The sequence below is a fragment of the Clostridioides sp. LIBA-7602 genome (assembly GCF_056688945.1).
In genome coordinates this window covers 2255140-2270637 of sequence record NZ_CP196991.1, presented here as the reverse complement: position 1 = coordinate 2270637, position 15498 = coordinate 2255140, and the positions used below count along the sequence as shown (strand labels likewise).

General features: G+C 26.1%; 17 protein-coding genes and 1 pseudogene. 12 read left to right on the top strand and 6 right to left on the bottom strand.

Annotated features, from left to right (window positions below):
* Positions 1-62 precede the first annotated feature (62 nt).
* Entirely contained in the window at positions 63-1490 is a 1428-nt protein-coding gene (locus ACTG45_RS11005; protein ID WP_479916853.1) for an MFS transporter, read from the bottom strand.
* A gap of 141 nt (positions 1491-1631) precedes the next feature.
* Here ACTG45_RS11005 and ACTG45_RS11000 point away from each other — a divergent pair, with 141 nt between their 5' ends.
* The 3 genes from ACTG45_RS11000 (at position 1632) to ACTG45_RS10990 (ending at position 3659) form a co-directional block, all read left to right on the top strand.
* Complete coding sequence (locus ACTG45_RS11000) at positions 1632-2528, top strand: AraC family transcriptional regulator (protein WP_479916852.1); 897 nt, start codon at positions 1632-1634, stop codon at positions 2526-2528.
* 131 nt (positions 2529-2659) lie between these two features.
* Complete coding sequence (locus tag ACTG45_RS10995; RefSeq protein WP_021384864.1) at positions 2660-3130, top strand: methylated-DNA--[protein]-cysteine S-methyltransferase; 471 nt, start codon at positions 2660-2662, stop codon at positions 3128-3130.
* 388 nt (positions 3131-3518) lie between these two features.
* Positions 3519-3659, top strand: coding sequence for a hypothetical protein (locus ACTG45_RS10990; RefSeq protein WP_021384801.1), 141 nt, complete (start codon positions 3519-3521; stop codon positions 3657-3659).
* Here the strand turns inward: ACTG45_RS10990 and ACTG45_RS10985 are convergent.
* Complete coding sequence (locus ACTG45_RS10985; RefSeq protein WP_021384829.1) at positions 3656-4027, bottom strand: helix-turn-helix domain-containing protein; 372 nt, start codon at positions 4025-4027, stop codon at positions 3656-3658. The two genes, ACTG45_RS10990 and ACTG45_RS10985, sit on opposite strands and share 4 nt — an antisense overlap.
* A gap of 394 nt (positions 4028-4421) precedes the next feature.
* Between ACTG45_RS10985 and ACTG45_RS10980 the strand changes: the two genes are divergently transcribed.
* Positions 4422-4676, top strand: coding sequence for a hypothetical protein (locus tag ACTG45_RS10980; RefSeq protein WP_479916851.1), 255 nt, complete (start codon positions 4422-4424; stop codon positions 4674-4676).
* A 115-nt stretch (positions 4677-4791) separates the two neighbouring features.
* Here the strand turns inward: ACTG45_RS10980 and ACTG45_RS10975 are convergent, their stop codons facing one another.
* Complete coding sequence (locus tag ACTG45_RS10975; RefSeq protein WP_479918969.1) at positions 4792-5391, bottom strand: VanZ family protein; 600 nt, start codon at positions 5389-5391, stop codon at positions 4792-4794.
* A 360-nt stretch (positions 5392-5751) separates the two neighbouring features.
* Here ACTG45_RS10975 and ACTG45_RS10970 point away from each other — a divergent pair, with 360 nt between their 5' ends.
* The 4 genes from ACTG45_RS10970 to ACTG45_RS10955 all read left to right on the top strand — a co-directional run bounded on the left by ACTG45_RS10970 (position 5752) and on the right by ACTG45_RS10955 (position 10294).
* Positions 5752-6051, top strand: coding sequence for a hypothetical protein (locus ACTG45_RS10970; protein WP_021384806.1), 300 nt, complete (start codon positions 5752-5754; stop codon positions 6049-6051).
* A 351-nt stretch (positions 6052-6402) separates the two neighbouring features.
* Complete coding sequence (ilvD, locus tag ACTG45_RS10965; RefSeq protein ID WP_479916850.1) at positions 6403-8058, top strand: dihydroxy-acid dehydratase; 1656 nt, start codon at positions 6403-6405, stop codon at positions 8056-8058.
* A gap of 333 nt (positions 8059-8391) precedes the next feature.
* Complete coding sequence (locus tag ACTG45_RS10960) at positions 8392-9330, top strand: S8 family peptidase (protein WP_479916849.1); 939 nt, start codon at positions 8392-8394, stop codon at positions 9328-9330.
* A gap of 535 nt (positions 9331-9865) precedes the next feature.
* Positions 9866-10294 (top strand): flavodoxin, encoded by a 429-nt coding sequence (locus ACTG45_RS10955; protein WP_021384808.1) that lies wholly within the window; start codon positions 9866-9868, stop codon positions 10292-10294.
* 186 nt (positions 10295-10480) lie between these two features.
* On the opposite strand, the gene ACTG45_RS10950 is transcribed toward ACTG45_RS10955, so the two are convergent.
* Entirely contained in the window at positions 10481-10714 is a 234-nt protein-coding gene (locus tag ACTG45_RS10950) for a hypothetical protein (RefSeq protein WP_479918787.1), read from the bottom strand.
* Between the two features lie 54 nt (positions 10715-10768).
* Positions 10769-10972, bottom strand: coding sequence for a hypothetical protein (locus ACTG45_RS10945; protein ID WP_479918968.1), 204 nt, complete (start codon positions 10970-10972; stop codon positions 10769-10771).
* A gap of 494 nt (positions 10973-11466) precedes the next feature.
* Between ACTG45_RS10945 and ACTG45_RS10940 the strand changes: the two are divergent.
* The 4 genes and pseudogenes from ACTG45_RS10940 to ACTG45_RS10925 all read left to right on the top strand — a co-directional run.
* Positions 11467-11520 (top strand): annotated as a pseudogene (locus ACTG45_RS10940) (MerR family transcriptional regulator); the annotation flags it as partial.
* Entirely contained in the window at positions 11521-11694 is a 174-nt protein-coding gene (locus ACTG45_RS10935) for a MerR family DNA-binding protein (RefSeq protein WP_479918967.1), read from the top strand.
* Between the two features lie 369 nt (positions 11695-12063).
* Positions 12064-12426, top strand: a complete 363-nt coding sequence (locus ACTG45_RS10930) for a metal-dependent transcriptional regulator (RefSeq protein ID WP_021384817.1) — start codon at positions 12064-12066, stop codon at positions 12424-12426.
* Positions 12427-12437: 11 nt separating this feature from the next.
* Positions 12438-14093, top strand: a complete 1656-nt coding sequence (locus ACTG45_RS10925; RefSeq protein ID WP_479918966.1) for a PocR ligand-binding domain-containing protein — start codon at positions 12438-12440, stop codon at positions 14091-14093.
* A gap of 201 nt (positions 14094-14294) precedes the next feature.
* On the opposite strand, the gene ACTG45_RS10920 is transcribed toward ACTG45_RS10925, so the two are convergent.
* Positions 14295-15425: a tyrosine-type recombinase/integrase gene (locus ACTG45_RS10920; RefSeq protein ID WP_479918965.1), complete on the bottom strand. Its 1131-nt coding sequence runs from the start codon at positions 15423-15425 to the stop codon at positions 14295-14297.
* Positions 15426-15498 lie beyond the last annotated feature (73 nt).

Sequence of the window (15498 nt, the reverse complement as noted above, 5' to 3'; positions counted from 1 at the left end):
AAGTTTTCTATAATATATTCAAAGTTTTAAGATACTCATAACTTTAAGATAATTGTAAAAAATTATTGTTCATTCTTATCATGTTTAAATAAATAAAAGCCAATTAATATTGCACCTATTAAACAAAGAAGTGTAATAATAATATAAACATTTCTCATTCCAAATACAAATATTTTATCATTACCAACTACATAATCATTAACCCTATACCCAGCTTTAATACTCATAAAATTATATAAAAGTGTTGTAGAAATAGTAATACCTATAACTTGACCTAAATTTCTTACAAGAGAATTTATACTTCCAACAACTCCTAACTTACTTTTAGAACAATTTGACATTATTAAAGCATTATTGGCTGGTTGAAATAGAGCTTGTCCTATTGATATTATTGATACAGAAATTACGAATAAAATAAGGATAGAACTCTCTTTCAATCTTGACATTAAGAAAAATCCAAAACTCATAACAATAAGACCAATTAAAATAATTTTTTCTGACTTGATTTTATCTGATATATTCCCAAATACAGGTGAAAAAATGGCTAAAAGCAAAGGTGATAATATCATAAATAAACCTGCATGAATTGGGGAAAGTTTCATAGTATTTTGTAAATAAAATGGAATTAAAATACTAGATGATGCAATACAAATAAATGATGTAAGAGCACAAATTAAATTCAGTGAAAATTTAAAATTTCTAAAAATTTCAAGGTCAAGAAGTGGTTGAGGATGTTTTTTTTCTAATATCAAAAATAATATAATAAAAATAATTGATAGCAATAGTGTAATTAATATATATGGATTTAACAGCCCTATTTGTTGGGCATAAATTAAAGCACTAAAAAATAATGTTGTTCCTAAAAATTGAAGTATAGCACCAATCTTATCCATCTTTTCTGAAGTTCTTTTACTATTTGGAAGAAATTTTGCATTTAGAAAAATTACAATAATACCTATTGGAATATTTATAAAGAATATAAAATTCCAATTAAATATTGATAAAATAAGTCCTCCTATAGATGGTCCAACCATATTACCAACAGCTACCGCAGTAACTAAAATTCCTAGAGCCTTACCTCTACTTTCTTTTGGAAATAATTCTGTGATAATTCCATGATTGTTTGCCATATAAGCAGAAGCACCTACTCCTTGGATAAAGCGACAAATTATAAGTAAAGTTAAAGAATTACTTAATCCACATAATAATGAAGCTACCGTAAAAAGAATAGTTCCTAACTGAAATATTCTAGATTTACCAATAATATCTCCAAGTCTTCCAAAAAATAATAGTGTTGAACAAATAATAATTGAGTAACTTGCTATTACCCATTCAATAGATGATATAGACACATTTAATTTACTTGCTAGAACTGGAAGCGCAACATTTATAATACTAGAATCTAATGTCGCCATAAAAGTCATTGCAATGACTACAAATAATACTGTTATACTTTTTTTATTTTCATTTTTTTTAAAAGATTTTGTCATTTTTATTACCTCCTTATTATAATGACTGGTATTATTTTGATGTTTACAATAATAATTACATTTTATATAATAACGATATGAAATAATGAATACAACAACGATATTGCTTATAATTAGCACTATTTTGATAAGAGGTAAATAATGAATGATAAAAGCGCATATTTCGATAGAAAAGGTCAAGAAAGCTTCATAGATATATTTTTTAAAGACGACATAAAAAATGGAGAAAATTTTAAAAGACATTGGCATGAGCATCTACAAATATATTATTTTGTTGATGGTATAGCATACCTGGAATGTGGAGCTAGTAATTTTAAAGCAGTGTCTGGAGATGTTGCAATAGCAAATAGTAATGAATTACATTATTTAGAAAGCCTATCAGACAATCTAAAATTCTATACTATTCGTATTGAACCTACCTTTCTTTTTAGTAATCAAGTTGATTTGTTGCAAACTAAGTACTTAGCACCAATGACTCTAAATCATATTGTATTTAATAATTTAATTCAAAAGGATTCTTTTATTTTACAATGTATTAAATCTATACTTGATGAATATCACAATAAAGATACTGGATATGAGTTATCTATAAAAGCTAGTATTTATCAATTTATAGTATTCTTATTAAGAAATCATGTTGATAAAATCTTTTCAGAAGAAGAATTTATAGAAAGAAAATATTCTTTAAAAAAATTTGAATGTATATTTGATTTGATAGAAGAAAAATATATGGATAAAATTACATTAAAAGAACTTGCTAGTACTGTGAATTTGAGTGCACACCATTTTTGTAGAACATTTAAACAAATAACAGGTAAGACTACAACTGATTATATAAATGGAGTAAGACTTGATAAAGCTATATATTATTTAAAACAAACAGATTTAAATATGACAGAAATTGCTATGAGATGTGGTTTTGATAGTATAAATTATTTTAGTCGTTTATTTAAAAAGAATTATGATGTATCTCCAACTAAATATAGAAACGAACATGGTGATATTTGTAGTATTCTTTTAAAAGATAACAATAAATAGCTCATAAATATACTTTACAGAAAATGTAGGTTTTGAATTTTTTTATAAATATTGATAATACCTAAGATACAAAAGAGTAAATTACTAATAAAATAAAAAATGTAAATTAATATGAAAGGATATCATACCTAATGAAAAATATTTTTTATTATGAAACTAAAATTGGAAAAATAGGAATAGCAGAAAAAAATAATTTCATTACAAACTTGTTTTTTGACACATCTATTTTAAATTCTGAAGAATATTTAGTTAAAGAAAGCAAAATTATAAAAGAAGCAAATAAACAACTAAAAGAATACTTAGAGGGAGATAGAAAAGAGTTTGATTTGCCACTAAAGTTGTCAGGAAGTGAATTTAGGAAAAAAGTATGGAATGAACTTTGTAACATTCCATATGGAGAAACAAAGACTTATGTAGAACTAGCAAACATAATTAATAATCCAAAAGCATACAGGGCGGTAGGTCTGGCAAATAGCAAAAATCCTATTTCTATTTTTATACCTTGCCATAGACTTGTAGGCTCCAATGGTAGTTTGAGAGGCTATTTAGGAGGAATAGAGGTAAAAGAATATTTATTGAAACTTGAAAAAGAAAATAAATAATATATTGCAAAAAATAAAGGTTTAAAAATAATGATTATTATATGAAAAATAAAATTCATATAAAAGAATTACAAAAAAATCAAATGAATATAAAAGATTTATATATTTATAAAAAATTTTATAATAAAAATTACCTTGAAAAATATATAAAAATATAAAAAATATACAAGATTCTACAATAATAGATTTTTTTGTTATTATTACGAGTTTTTTATTGCATCTGTAGAATAAAAGTATTATTATATAGTTAAGATAATTATCTAGGTAAATTTTGGATAATAGCAACATATTTTATAAAATAAAAATATAATTACATAAACTTTATTAAAAATTTGTTAGAAATTTCTGACTAATATTAAGAACGCAAATTTGCTGGGGGATGGTGTATGTGGAAAAATCAAATACTACTGTTACAAGAAAAGAAAAAATTGAAGATATAGGAATGAAATTAGAACATTTATTGAGTGAAAATATTACTTTTTATGAATTATTACTTGAGGTTTTGAATAAAGAAAAAGAAGAGAATTAATTCTCTTCTTTAAGGAATCTTTTTAGGTAAGCATTATCAATCATTTTTTCTATAGCTTCTCTATCTTCTTTTTCAAGGGAATATATTTTTTCTAAGAGTTTTTTTGTTTTTTCACTGACTGATAGATTTTCTATGATTAATTTATCTTCTTTACTTATTTTTGTACTTTCATTTACACCCAGTAGATAATCAGTGGATGTTTTCAATACTTTTGCTAATCTTACTATAATTTCACTTTTAGGTTCTCGTAAATTGTTTTCATAACGTGATAAACTAGCTTCAGTTATACCAACTTTAGTAGCAAGTTCTTTTTGATTTATATCCAATTCTTTTCGTAAATTTGCTATTCTATCTCCTAAACTTTCCATATGTACATCACTCCTTACCGAAATTATAAGTTATTTTTATAAAAAGTAAAATAAAATTACCAAAAATATAAAAAAAAAAGATTAAAATAAGAAAATATATTGAAAATTACCGTTTGTATATGTATAATATGAGTTATACAAATGGTAATTGGTAAAGAGGTGATATTCTTAAAATGAAAAATTTAAATAATTAATAAAGATATATTATTTTAGATACATTTAATTTAAATATAAATAAATATTTTAACAATAAAATTACCAAATGTATAAGACAATACTATAGTATCGACAATTTGATGTTTTAATAAATTTAAATTTTTAAATAAGCTAGAAATCAATTATGTGAAATTGATTCTTATAAATTAAAATAAGTTGAGTAGATGGAGGAATTAATGTGATAATAATTAGAAGTCAGGATAAAACTGATCTAATGCAGGCTAATCAAATTAAAATAAATGATAGTGAGGTTTATGTAGTATTTGAAAGCTTTAATACTATAAAAATAGGAACCTATGAAAGTAATGCAAGAGCTATACAAGTATTAGATAATATACAAAATTTTATTGAGAATGGAACAAAATATGATTACATAACATCTAACAAAGTTAGACATAATATTAATAAAATATTTCAGATGCCAATTAAGTAATGAGTGTATGTTTTATGTTTAAGAACTAAAGCCTTCTTTCCTTTTATAAAAGCAGGAAAGAAGGCTTTATATATTTATGAATATTGAAGTATTTTTGTTTTTAAGTTTAGATTATTTAATGGTATATTAGAGACCAATTAAATAACAAGAATTCTCCTAAAACAGCCAATATTAAATATATGATAGCTTCATTTTTATAAAGAGAGGTAGTTTTTTTATTTATATCATCATCGATTGTAATAGCAATTTCATCTTGAATGATATTTTTACATATAGGTGCTAAAACAGTATTTTTCTTCAATAGATTAAATAACTTACTTACATATATCCATATGAAATATCCTAAAACAGCCCCTAATGTATTCATCATTAAATCGTCAATATCTGTAGCTCTAAGATTAAATAATTGACAAAATTCAATTGCTACTGAGAAACCTAATCCAGTTATTGATACATTAATAATATTTCTAAATTCTTTCCAAATTAAAGGAAGTAAGAATCCTAAAGGCATAAACATAATTATATTTAAAATATATGTTAAAGCGCCAACTGAACTAAATGGTATTATATTTATTTCATTAAATCTAATAATTTCTTTATATTTTCCTATATCCCATATGCTTCCAATACCAGCTTTACTAAGTGCCAAGTAAATATATAATAAAAAAATATATACCCATACTAAATGTATTACTACATTCTTTTCACATTTCAAGTTTTTTCTTTTTATAACAATTATTTGATATATTAAACACGGAAGTATAGCGCAAAGAAATGAATAAAGTGTCCACATAATTGTATTTTATCTCCTTTCAAAATTTATGTTTTTAGCTATATAATTACTATCTTTATATTAAGCTTTAAATTTTAAAAATCTTTTAATAAAATCTTAAAAATTTATTAATTTATAAAAACATATTAATTTATAAAAACATGGTTATTAATCTTAACAAAATATAGAAAATCAAAGCTCCTAAATTTATATGCAGATGTTTAAAAAATTTTAGCATATGCATAAATATTATAAATATATGGAAATAATAATAGTATATTTTGGTAAAATAGGAGGGATTCTATGAAATGGATTAAATGGTATAGTATTACATGTATATGTATTTTTATAATTGTAGCTTTTTGTATGCTAGTATTTCCTAATAGAACAAAGTCGATTGATACTTCATATGCATATAGTTTTATTGAAAAGAAAGTTCCAAAGAGTGCTGTATATCAAGGATATAAGAAGAACCCAATTAATGGGACGACTACAATTTATTACAGTTACAATAATTCAACTCATATAGTTAAATTGTCACATCCAGAAGGTTATTCAAGAGAGATTAACTGGAATAAAGTCTCAAATATTAGGTTTGATTAATACAAGGGAATTATTGAGGATAAAAACACAGTATTTATGGCAAATGTATAGAAAACAACCTTAGAATTATTGCTAAAAGCTACAAAATAATAGTTTATTTTCGCAGTTATTACTTAATTAATGCTGTAAGTAAAACGAATCCAGAATTGTTTTATGAATATTAGGCTTTGTTTGTTAGTTTGCGTTATCATAAAAATACCTATCTCTGCTTGTGTAATATATTTATAGTAAATCGTAATAATTTTGCATTAGTATATACTAATATTTTTTAGATTTTTCGTAATTAATTAATAGAAAAATGTATTATAATAATATTATGAAAATTTAAAAAAGTAAGAAAGAGGTAATATTATGAGAAGTGATATAAAAAAAGGAATAGAAGGAGCTCCAAAGAGATCATTAATGTATGGAATGGGTCTTACTAAAGAAGAAATTGAAAGACCTTTAATAGGTATAGTAAATGCACAGAATGAAGTAATTCCTGGACACCTCCATCTCGATGAAATAGCGGAAGCAGCAAAAAATGGTGTTAGAATGAGTGGTGGTTTACCATTAGAATTTCCTGCTATAGGAGTATGTGATGGTATAGCTATGGGACATGTTGGGATGAATTATTCACTTGCTTCAAGAGAATTAATAGCAGATTCAATAGAAGCTATGGCTATGGCACATGGTTTTGATGCTTTAGTACTTATACCTAACTGTGATAAGATAGTACCAGGCATGTTGATGGCTGCTGCAAGACTTAATATACCAAGTGTTGTTGTGAGTGGGGGACCTATGCTTGCAGGTAAAAAAAATGGAAAAGTATATGATTTTAATTCTGCAATGGAAGGTGTTGGGGCTTGTAAAGATGGAACAATGAGTCAAGGAGAATTAGAAGAATTAGCTATGAATTCTTGTCCTGGATGTGGTTCATGTTCTGGGCTTTTTACGGCAAATAGTATGAACTGTTTAACAGAAGCATTAGGTATGGGTATTCCATATAATGGGACTGCTGCATCACATTCTGGAGAAAGAAAAAGAATAGCAAAATATGCAGGTATGTATGTTATGGAACTGCTTAAGAATGACATAAAACCTAGAGATATTTTAACAGTGGATGCATTTAAAAATGCGATAACTGTAGATATGGCAATGGCTGGTTCTACAAATACAGTACTTCATTTACCTGCAATAGCTTATGAAGCAGAAATAGAGCTTAACTTGGATTTTTTTGATGAAATAAGTGAAAAAACTCCTTGTTTAACAAAATTAAGTCCAAGTGGGAAGCATCATATTGAAGATTTACATATGGCAGGGGGAATTCCTGCTATAATGAATGAACTTTCAAAGATAGAAGGAATAAACTTAGACTGTAAAACTGTAACAGGCAAGACTATAGGAGAAAATATAAGAGATTGTAAAATAGAAAATGAGGAAGTAATACATACATTAAAAAATCCATATAGTGACCAAGGTGGACTTGCAATATTGAGAGGAAATCTTGCTATAAATGGGGCTGTTGTAAAAAAATCAGCAGTTGCAGAAGAAATGTTAGTTCATGAAGGGCCAGCAAGAGTTTTTAATTCAGAAGAAGAAGCTGTGAGTGCTATATTTAATAAAAAAATAAATAAAGGTGATGTTATAGTTATAAGATATGAAGGGCCAAAAGGAGGTCCAGGAATGAAAGAAATGTTATCTCCTACATCAGCAGTTGCGGGAATGGGACTTGATAAACATGTTGCACTTCTTACTGATGGGCGTTTTTCGGGAGCAACTAGAGGAGCATCTATAGGTCACATTTCTCCAGAAGCTATGGAAGGTGGTTTAATTGGAATAGTTGAAGAAGGTGATATAATTTCTATCAATATACCAGAAAAAAAATTAGAGTTAAAAGTAAATGAAATTGAGATAGAAAATAGAAAATTAAAATTTAGACCTTTAGAGCCAAAAATAAAACATGGATACTTAAGTAGATATGCTAAACTGGTAACATCAGCAAACACAGGAGCAGTATTGAAATAGTAGATTATGTTTAAGAGAGTTAAGGAAAGCTAAGTTAATATTAAATATAAAAAGGATATCTTAAATGCTCCAATGCTAATGAGGTGTCCTTTTTATATTAACTTATATACAGATATTGAATTTCTTACATATTAGAATATAAGTATAATTTTATTTTTAATATAATTCTCTAGATATTATTTATTTTATATACAATAAAATATGACTCCTAAAAATAAAAAATACATCATAAATATAAATAAGTGGATATAAGTTATTAAGCTGATTTATAAACTTACTATGAAAGCAAAATTATAATTTTTATAAGTAATAAAATTTTTAGGAGGATATGCAATGAATAAAAAAATGAAACTAATTCCCTATGAAATAAATGAGAATCTAAGAGGAGCAAAGAATAAGTTTCCATATGGAATAAAACAAATGAATGCGAGAGGAATGTGGGATGAAGGATATACTGGTAAAAATATTGTAATTGGTATAATAGATACAGGTTGTGATATTTCTCATCCTCTTTTAAAAGGTAAAATAATTGGTGGTGCAAACTTTAGTGATGATAGTAATGGAAATAAAAATATATATGAGGATTTTAATGGGCATGGAACTCACGTAGCAGGAATTATAGCTGCATCTAATTATAATAATGAGGTTATGGGAGTAGCTCCAGATTGTAAATTATTAATAGCAAAAGCATTAAATAAAGATGGTGTTGGGACATATCAAAGTATAATTAATGCCGTTAATTTTGCTGTAAATAAGAAAGTTGATATTATATCCATGTCTCTTGGAGGAAATAAAGATGACAAAAATTTAAAAAATGCAGTTTTACAAGCAGTAAAGAATAATATTTCTGTAGTGTGTGCAGCAGGAAATAATGGAGATGGAGATTCTAGTACAAGTGAGTATAGTTATCCAGCTAGCTATCCTGAGGTAATAGAAGTAGGTGCAATAAATGAAAGCTATTTAGTTGAAAAGTTTAGTAACTCAAATACTACAATAGATTTGGTGGCTCCAGGGAGAAATATTATATCAACCTATATGGATAATAAACTTGCTATTATGAGTGGAACTAGCATGAGTGCGCCATATGTATCAGGGTCACTAGCATTAATCAAAGAATGGGCTAGAGAAGAATTTGAGAGAGATTTAGATGAAGCAGAGTTGTATGCACAATTAATAAAATGTACAAGAGCACTTGGAATACCTAGAACAGAACAAGGAAATGGGTACCTATATTTAAATCTTTATAAATACAAGAATACTGGGAAAAGATAATCTGTAATTTGATAATAAAAGATAGATATTGTACACAGTCAATACAAAATAGTAAAAAATATTTAAGTGTAGAATTTTATAGAGATAGATGACAATATTAAATAATAAAGCTATAGATACATTAGTTAATTAGGATTAGAAAAAATATACAGTATTATAGATAGCACATCTGAGAAAAGGTGTGTTCTTCTATATATCTGTATAGATAAAAATTTGTATATAAGAAGTATAAGGTAAATTAAGGTTAATATATGTATATGAAGATGTAAGATGCTTTGTAATATGGACAAGGATACTATTAGTGAAAAATATTCTTATGAAAGATTTAAAAATACAATGAAATATTATATATAAACAAAGAAGTATAGAATTTAATTGATAAATATTATCAATAATTATTGAATTTCAAAATCAATTATGATATTATATATTTAGAAAAACAAAGAGATTTCAAATAAAGAAATCTTTTATTTTTTAAATCCTAGTTAGCAGTAGCTAACTATTGGTTGATTAAAAAATATTACAGGAGGTAAGAATGAGTAAAATATATATTGTTTATTGGAGTGGAACAGGAAATACTGAGAAGATGGCAAATTTTGTAGCTGAAGGTGTGAAGCTAAAAGGTAAAACAGCAGAAGTTTTAGATGTAAGCTTATTAAAACCAAGTGATTTAAAAGAAGAAAATAAATTTGCATTAGGTTGCCCATCTATGGGAGCAGAACAACTAGAAGAGGGGTATATGGAACCATTTGTAGCAGAATTAGAATCTATGGTATCAGGTAAACAGATTGGATTATTTGGTTCATATGGTTGGGGAAATTGCGAATGGATGAGAGAATGGGAAGAACGTATGCAAAATGCTGGTGCTACAATTATAGGTGGTGAAGGAATTACAGCAATGGAAGACCCAAATGAAGAAGCCAAAGATGAGTGTATAGAATTAGGTAAAATGTTAGCTGAATAAGTTGTGAGTATATATAACAACTAATAATAACAACATTATATAATACTAAGAGAGACTAATATTACAATACATAAGAAAATATACTTAATAAAAATAGATAAAATATTAGTCTCTTTTAGTATAAATCAAATTTATAAATTAATATCGTTTTTTATATGATACAATCTCATCATAGAAAAACAATAATCATTTGATAATATAAGTGATAAAGGTTGTATCTTGTGCAAAACAAAGCATATCTGCTCCAATATTAACCCATGTTTCAATACTTTTCTTTTCTGTTGAAGGAAGGGTAACGAAGGGCATATCATATTTTTTACATATCTCAGCAGCTTGAGAAATCATATCTCTTATTTCAACTTTATTCATATGTCCATAAAATACCATATCTAAAGATAAATCACTAGGACTTAATGCTATAATATCAACACCTTTGACTTGTACTATTTCTTCAATGTTATTATAACCTGCTTTCTACTCAAGCAACATTATTTTTAATATTTCGTTATTTGCGTTTTTTATATAGTCTAAATAATTAATATTACCATAATAAGAAGCTCTTTGAGGATTACACTCTCTTATACCATTTGGATGATAAGTGCAAGTTGATACTGCTTTTTCTGCATACAGTACTGTATTAATAAATAGGAAAACTATAATATCTGTTCCCATATCCATTATAGGTTTAACAAGAGTAGGGTTGCTGTTTGCTAATCGAACTAAAAAAGCGGCACCACCATCATGTATAGCTATTATACTGTTGATGAATATCTTTACAGTCTAAAGCACCATGCTCACCTTTAATTCAGACAAAATCATGTCCAGACAGACTAACTAATTCACTTACAGATGAATCAGACAGTGAAGCTGCCACTCCATACAATATCTTCCCTTTATTAAATTTTTCTTTAATCGTAATTATGTATTTTTACATTTATATCATCCTTTCTTTTAGCAATTTGTTTTTGCACTTCAAAGAATACAACTTCAGCATAGCTTGAAGTCAATACTTTTTTGTTGACTATTGTATAATGGATTTCTATAATGTTCTTATTCATATAAAATTTTTGGGAGTGAAAGAATATGAAATATTCCTTTACTGATGTATCAAAAATAACAAATATTTCTTCATCGGCTGTTTGGTTTTATGAAGAAAAAATTTACTTCTTCCTATTAATAGAAAGCCAAGTAGTGTTCGTTATTTCTCTGAAGAAGACATAGAGCATTTGATATTCATAAAAGAATTAAAAAATGCTGGCTTATCTATTAAAGATATTCATGAATGTTTTCATTTTTGTGATATGGGAGATGATACAATAGATAAAAGAATCAAATTGTTTCAGCAACACAAGCAAGATATTAAAAATAAAATACATGAACTAGAAGATTTGTATGGATAAAATAGATTATAAGATATGTTATTTAAATGAAAAAAAGATGTGTAAAAAATTGTTTTTGTGAAATAATTAAATAAATTTTTAATTTCTATAATATAAAGAATAGCATCAATTTGAACTATTTAAGTACGTTGTTCTAAGACGTATTTTACAAAAGATTAGATAATATTTTATATAGCTATTTCTCTATGTAATAAAAAAGAAAATTATGATAATATATATTAATGTAAGTGGTAAATATATTTCCATTTATAAATATGAGTATTTTTAAATGCTATAAATATAAATACTATGAATACTATGAATTTTTAAATATATAGTTAGATTTTTAAAAATATTATAATAGAGTTGTTACATTTGGAGGATGTTAGAATGTATGAATCAAGAGAAAATTATTTGGAGACAATACTTATTTTAGAAAAGACAAAGGGAATTGTAAAATCTATTGATATAGCTAAAAAGCTAAATTATAGTAAGGCAAGTGTAAGTAGAGCTATGAGAATCTTAAAAGAATATGGTCTTATTATAATGGAAGTTGATGGTGACATTATTTTAACTAAAGAAGGAAGAAAAAAAGCAGAAGAAATTTATGAAAAACATATTTTAATCACTAGATTTTTGGTAAATACATTGGAGGTTTCATCTGATATAGCTGAAAAAGATGCATGTAGAATAGAGCATATTATAAGCACAGAGACATTTGAAGGAATAAAAAAATATTTAGACAAAAACTAAGAGGTGAGCTTATGGAGTATTTTAGTGAGTCGAATAATGAAGTGCAAAAATTTGATTGGGGAGAGGTTACATGGATACATGAGCCATCAAAAACACAATTTAATAGGCTTAGTGCTGGAATTGTAAGGTTTTTTCCAAAGAACTGCCAAGAAAAGCACTTTCATTTAAGTGAAGAACAGCTTTTATATGTAATTCAGGGAGAAGGAATACAAGTTATTGATGGTAAAAAGGTCAATATAAAGGAAAAATCAATAGTTTATTGCCCACCATATTCAGAACATGAAATTATAAATACTGGTAAAATTGATTTAGTAATATTAATCACTTATGTCCCTCATAAATTTTCAAGTTTGAGACAGCTACCTATAGTATTTTCTGAAAATACTATACAAGAATTAGTTAATATAAATATAATTGAAAATCTTGCAAATCAAATATCTAATATATTGAAGCTTAGAATATCTGTATATGATTCAAAACATAAAGCAATATTTGAGACTAAAAAAGAAACTAAATTTTGTGATATTTGTAAAAGTATAAAAGTGTGCAATAGAAAACTTGCCAAGAGCATGAATGATAATAATTTTGAAAAAATGTATCAATGTGAGTATGGTGTTTCTAGTTTGGAGATACCTATAGTATTAGAAGAAGATGTAGTTGGATATATAGAATGTGGGGATTTCATAATATACAAATCTATTGATATAGATAAGAATTTATCTAAACTGTCACGTAGTTCAAATATTGACATAAAATACATAAGTAAAATTTACAATGAACTTTCATTAATTCCAAAGAGTAGACTATATGTGTTAAAAGAAAATTTATTAATGATGTCTGAATTTATTCAGGAAATAGCTAAGAGAAATTTCTTTGAAAATCAACTTAGCATAAAAGATGAGGAGATATTGAGGAATCGAAAGGAAAATATAAAGCTTGAAGAAGCACTTAAAAAAGCAAATAGTAAATTATTAGAAGAAAAGTACATTATCAATCCAATAGATATGTTCAATAATACTCTAAGAGAATATCCTTTTGAATTAGAACTTTCTATAGAGAAAGCAATCAAAGACATGAATTTAGACGGTGTTTATAATCTAATAGATACTAATAAATTAATGTATAATGATGTTAGAGATATTATTCAAGAAATGATATTTGTATTATCTAGAACTGTACTTAGGGACTTAGAAGATTTGAAGCTTATATCTTCTCTAAGAAATAAATACAATAAAAAAATATCACTTACAAATAGTGATGAAGATTTATGGAATATATTATTACAATTTTCTAAAGAGTGTATTGATAAGAATAGAGAGTTTTGGAGACAAGACAAGAGGAATTTGATTGAAAGTGTGAATGAATATATACAAAAATATTATAAAGAAAATATAAATTTAAATAGTATAGCAGAGGTATTTTTTATAAGTCCAAATTATTTGAGTTCTATTTTTAATGAAAAAAATAAAGTTTCAATAACTGAGTACATAAATCTTCTTAGGATAGACGAATCTAAAAAGTATCTATCAAATATAAATATGAGTATTAGCGATATTTGTAAGAAAGTAGGTTTTAATAATAGTAGTTATTTTTCACAAATATTTAAGAAGTTTAATAATATAACTCCAAATGAATATAGAAAAAATATGTTAGACAATAAAGAATAGACAATATTATGTAAGATATATGTTTTATTGGCTAGATTTATAATTAATATCTTGTATGAATGATAGATATTATAAATTCTAAAGCATTGAAATTGCAAAGGTATAGCTGATTATATAAAATTGATTATCTTAGTTTTTAAAATAGGTAAATTAGATTTTGCCACCCGTTTGCCACCGTATTATACTTTTGGGTGGCAAACTCTAATTTGTAATTTTTTCAAATATATCTACAGTTTCATTTTTCATTTTATCAGTTACATGTGAATAGGTATCCATTGTAGTTGATAGTTGGCTATGACCCAAACGGTTTTGTATGTCTTTAATGTTAGCTCCATTTTCTAATAATAGGGTAGCATGAGTATGTCTTAAACAATGAAAATGAAAGTCGTTGTTTAAAGCTCCTCGAATTTGTTTTACTATAGTATCTAAAGTGTGGGTGTTTACTTGTTGACCATTTTCTTTAGTACATACCCAATTACTATCAAAGTAAAATTCACCATATTTTAATTTCATTTTCTTTTGATGTAGTTTATGTTCTTTTAGTATCCTTATTAAAGTATCTCCTGTAAATATAGTTCTACAAGAACTTTCTGTTTTTGGTGGACTTAATTCAAATATTCCATTCTTCTTTTTAATCAGTGTATGTTTTACTGTAATAGTTTTGTTATCAAGATATATATCGTTCCATGTTAATGCAATAATCTCTCCTCTTCTCATGCCAGTATAAAATCCAATTAGTAGGACTATACGCTGAAATGAATCTTGAGGAAATATATTCAGCATTTGATTAAATTCATCTAATGTAATAGTTTTAACTTTGCTAGATTCTGTTTTAGTCTTAGCATTTGGTATACTTACATATTGCATAGGATTTTCTCGTATATGTTTGTAAGGATAGACTGCTGATTTTAATGACCTATGTAATATGTTTTTTAATATTTGTAATGTATTTTGAGAATAATTCTCTTTGTATTTTTTATTTATGAAGCTTTGTAGTATCGCGGGTGTTAAAGCTTTTACTTTGTAAACTCCTAGTTTTGGTTTTATATGTTTTTCTATATTTATTCTATAGCTTTCTTGTGTGTTGTATTTACAGTTAAGTAAAACATATTCTTTGTACCAAAAATCTAGGTAGTCTGATAAGCTGATGTTGCTTTCTTCAAATACTATACCAAAGTTTTCATATTCATTTAGTGCTTCTCTTAGTGCTTTTTCTGCTTCCTTTTTTGTATTGCCACCAACTCTTTCTACTTTTTTTCTTTTACCTTCAACTATTCCTAGGTCAAAGTAGTAATACCATTTGTTGCTTCTTTTTCTTACTCCACCTTTCATAATAGTAACCCCCTTTTCAGAATGTACGTTTGTTTTATGTTTATATAAAAGAGCAGTTAATCTGCTCTTAAAT

Bases quoted from the DNA above. Each gene is read 5' to 3' on its own strand.
- ACTG45_RS11005 (WP_479916853.1), bottom strand. From the start codon at position 1,490: ATGACAAAATCTTTTAAAAAAAATGAAAATAAAAAAAGTATAACAGTA.
- ACTG45_RS11000 (WP_479916852.1), top strand. From the start codon at position 1,632: ATGAATGATAAAAGCGCATATTTCGATAGAAAAGGTCAAGAAAGCTTC.
- ACTG45_RS10995 (WP_021384864.1), top strand. From the start codon at position 2,660: ATGAAAAATATTTTTTATTATGAAACTAAAATTGGAAAAATAGGAATA.
- ACTG45_RS10985 (WP_021384829.1), bottom strand. From the start codon at position 4,027: ATGGAAAGTTTAGGAGATAGAATAGCAAATTTACGAAAAGAATTGGAT.
- ACTG45_RS10970 (WP_021384806.1), top strand. From the start codon at position 5,752: ATGAAATGGATTAAATGGTATAGTATTACATGTATATGTATTTTTATA.
- ilvD (WP_479916850.1), top strand. From the start codon at position 6,403: ATGAGAAGTGATATAAAAAAAGGAATAGAAGGAGCTCCAAAGAGATCA.
- ACTG45_RS10960 (WP_479916849.1), top strand. From the start codon at position 8,392: ATGAATAAAAAAATGAAACTAATTCCCTATGAAATAAATGAGAATCTA.
- ACTG45_RS10955 (WP_021384808.1), top strand. From the start codon at position 9,866: ATGAGTAAAATATATATTGTTTATTGGAGTGGAACAGGAAATACTGAG.
- ACTG45_RS10945 (WP_479918968.1), bottom strand. From the start codon at position 10,972: ATGGATATGGGAACAGATATTATAGTTTTCCTATTTATTAATACAGTA.
- ACTG45_RS10930 (WP_021384817.1), top strand. From the start codon at position 12,064: ATGTATGAATCAAGAGAAAATTATTTGGAGACAATACTTATTTTAGAA.
- ACTG45_RS10925 (WP_479918966.1), top strand. From the start codon at position 12,438: ATGGAGTATTTTAGTGAGTCGAATAATGAAGTGCAAAAATTTGATTGG.
- ACTG45_RS10920 (WP_479918965.1), bottom strand. From the start codon at position 15,425: ATGAAAGGTGGAGTAAGAAAAAGAAGCAACAAATGGTATTACTACTTT.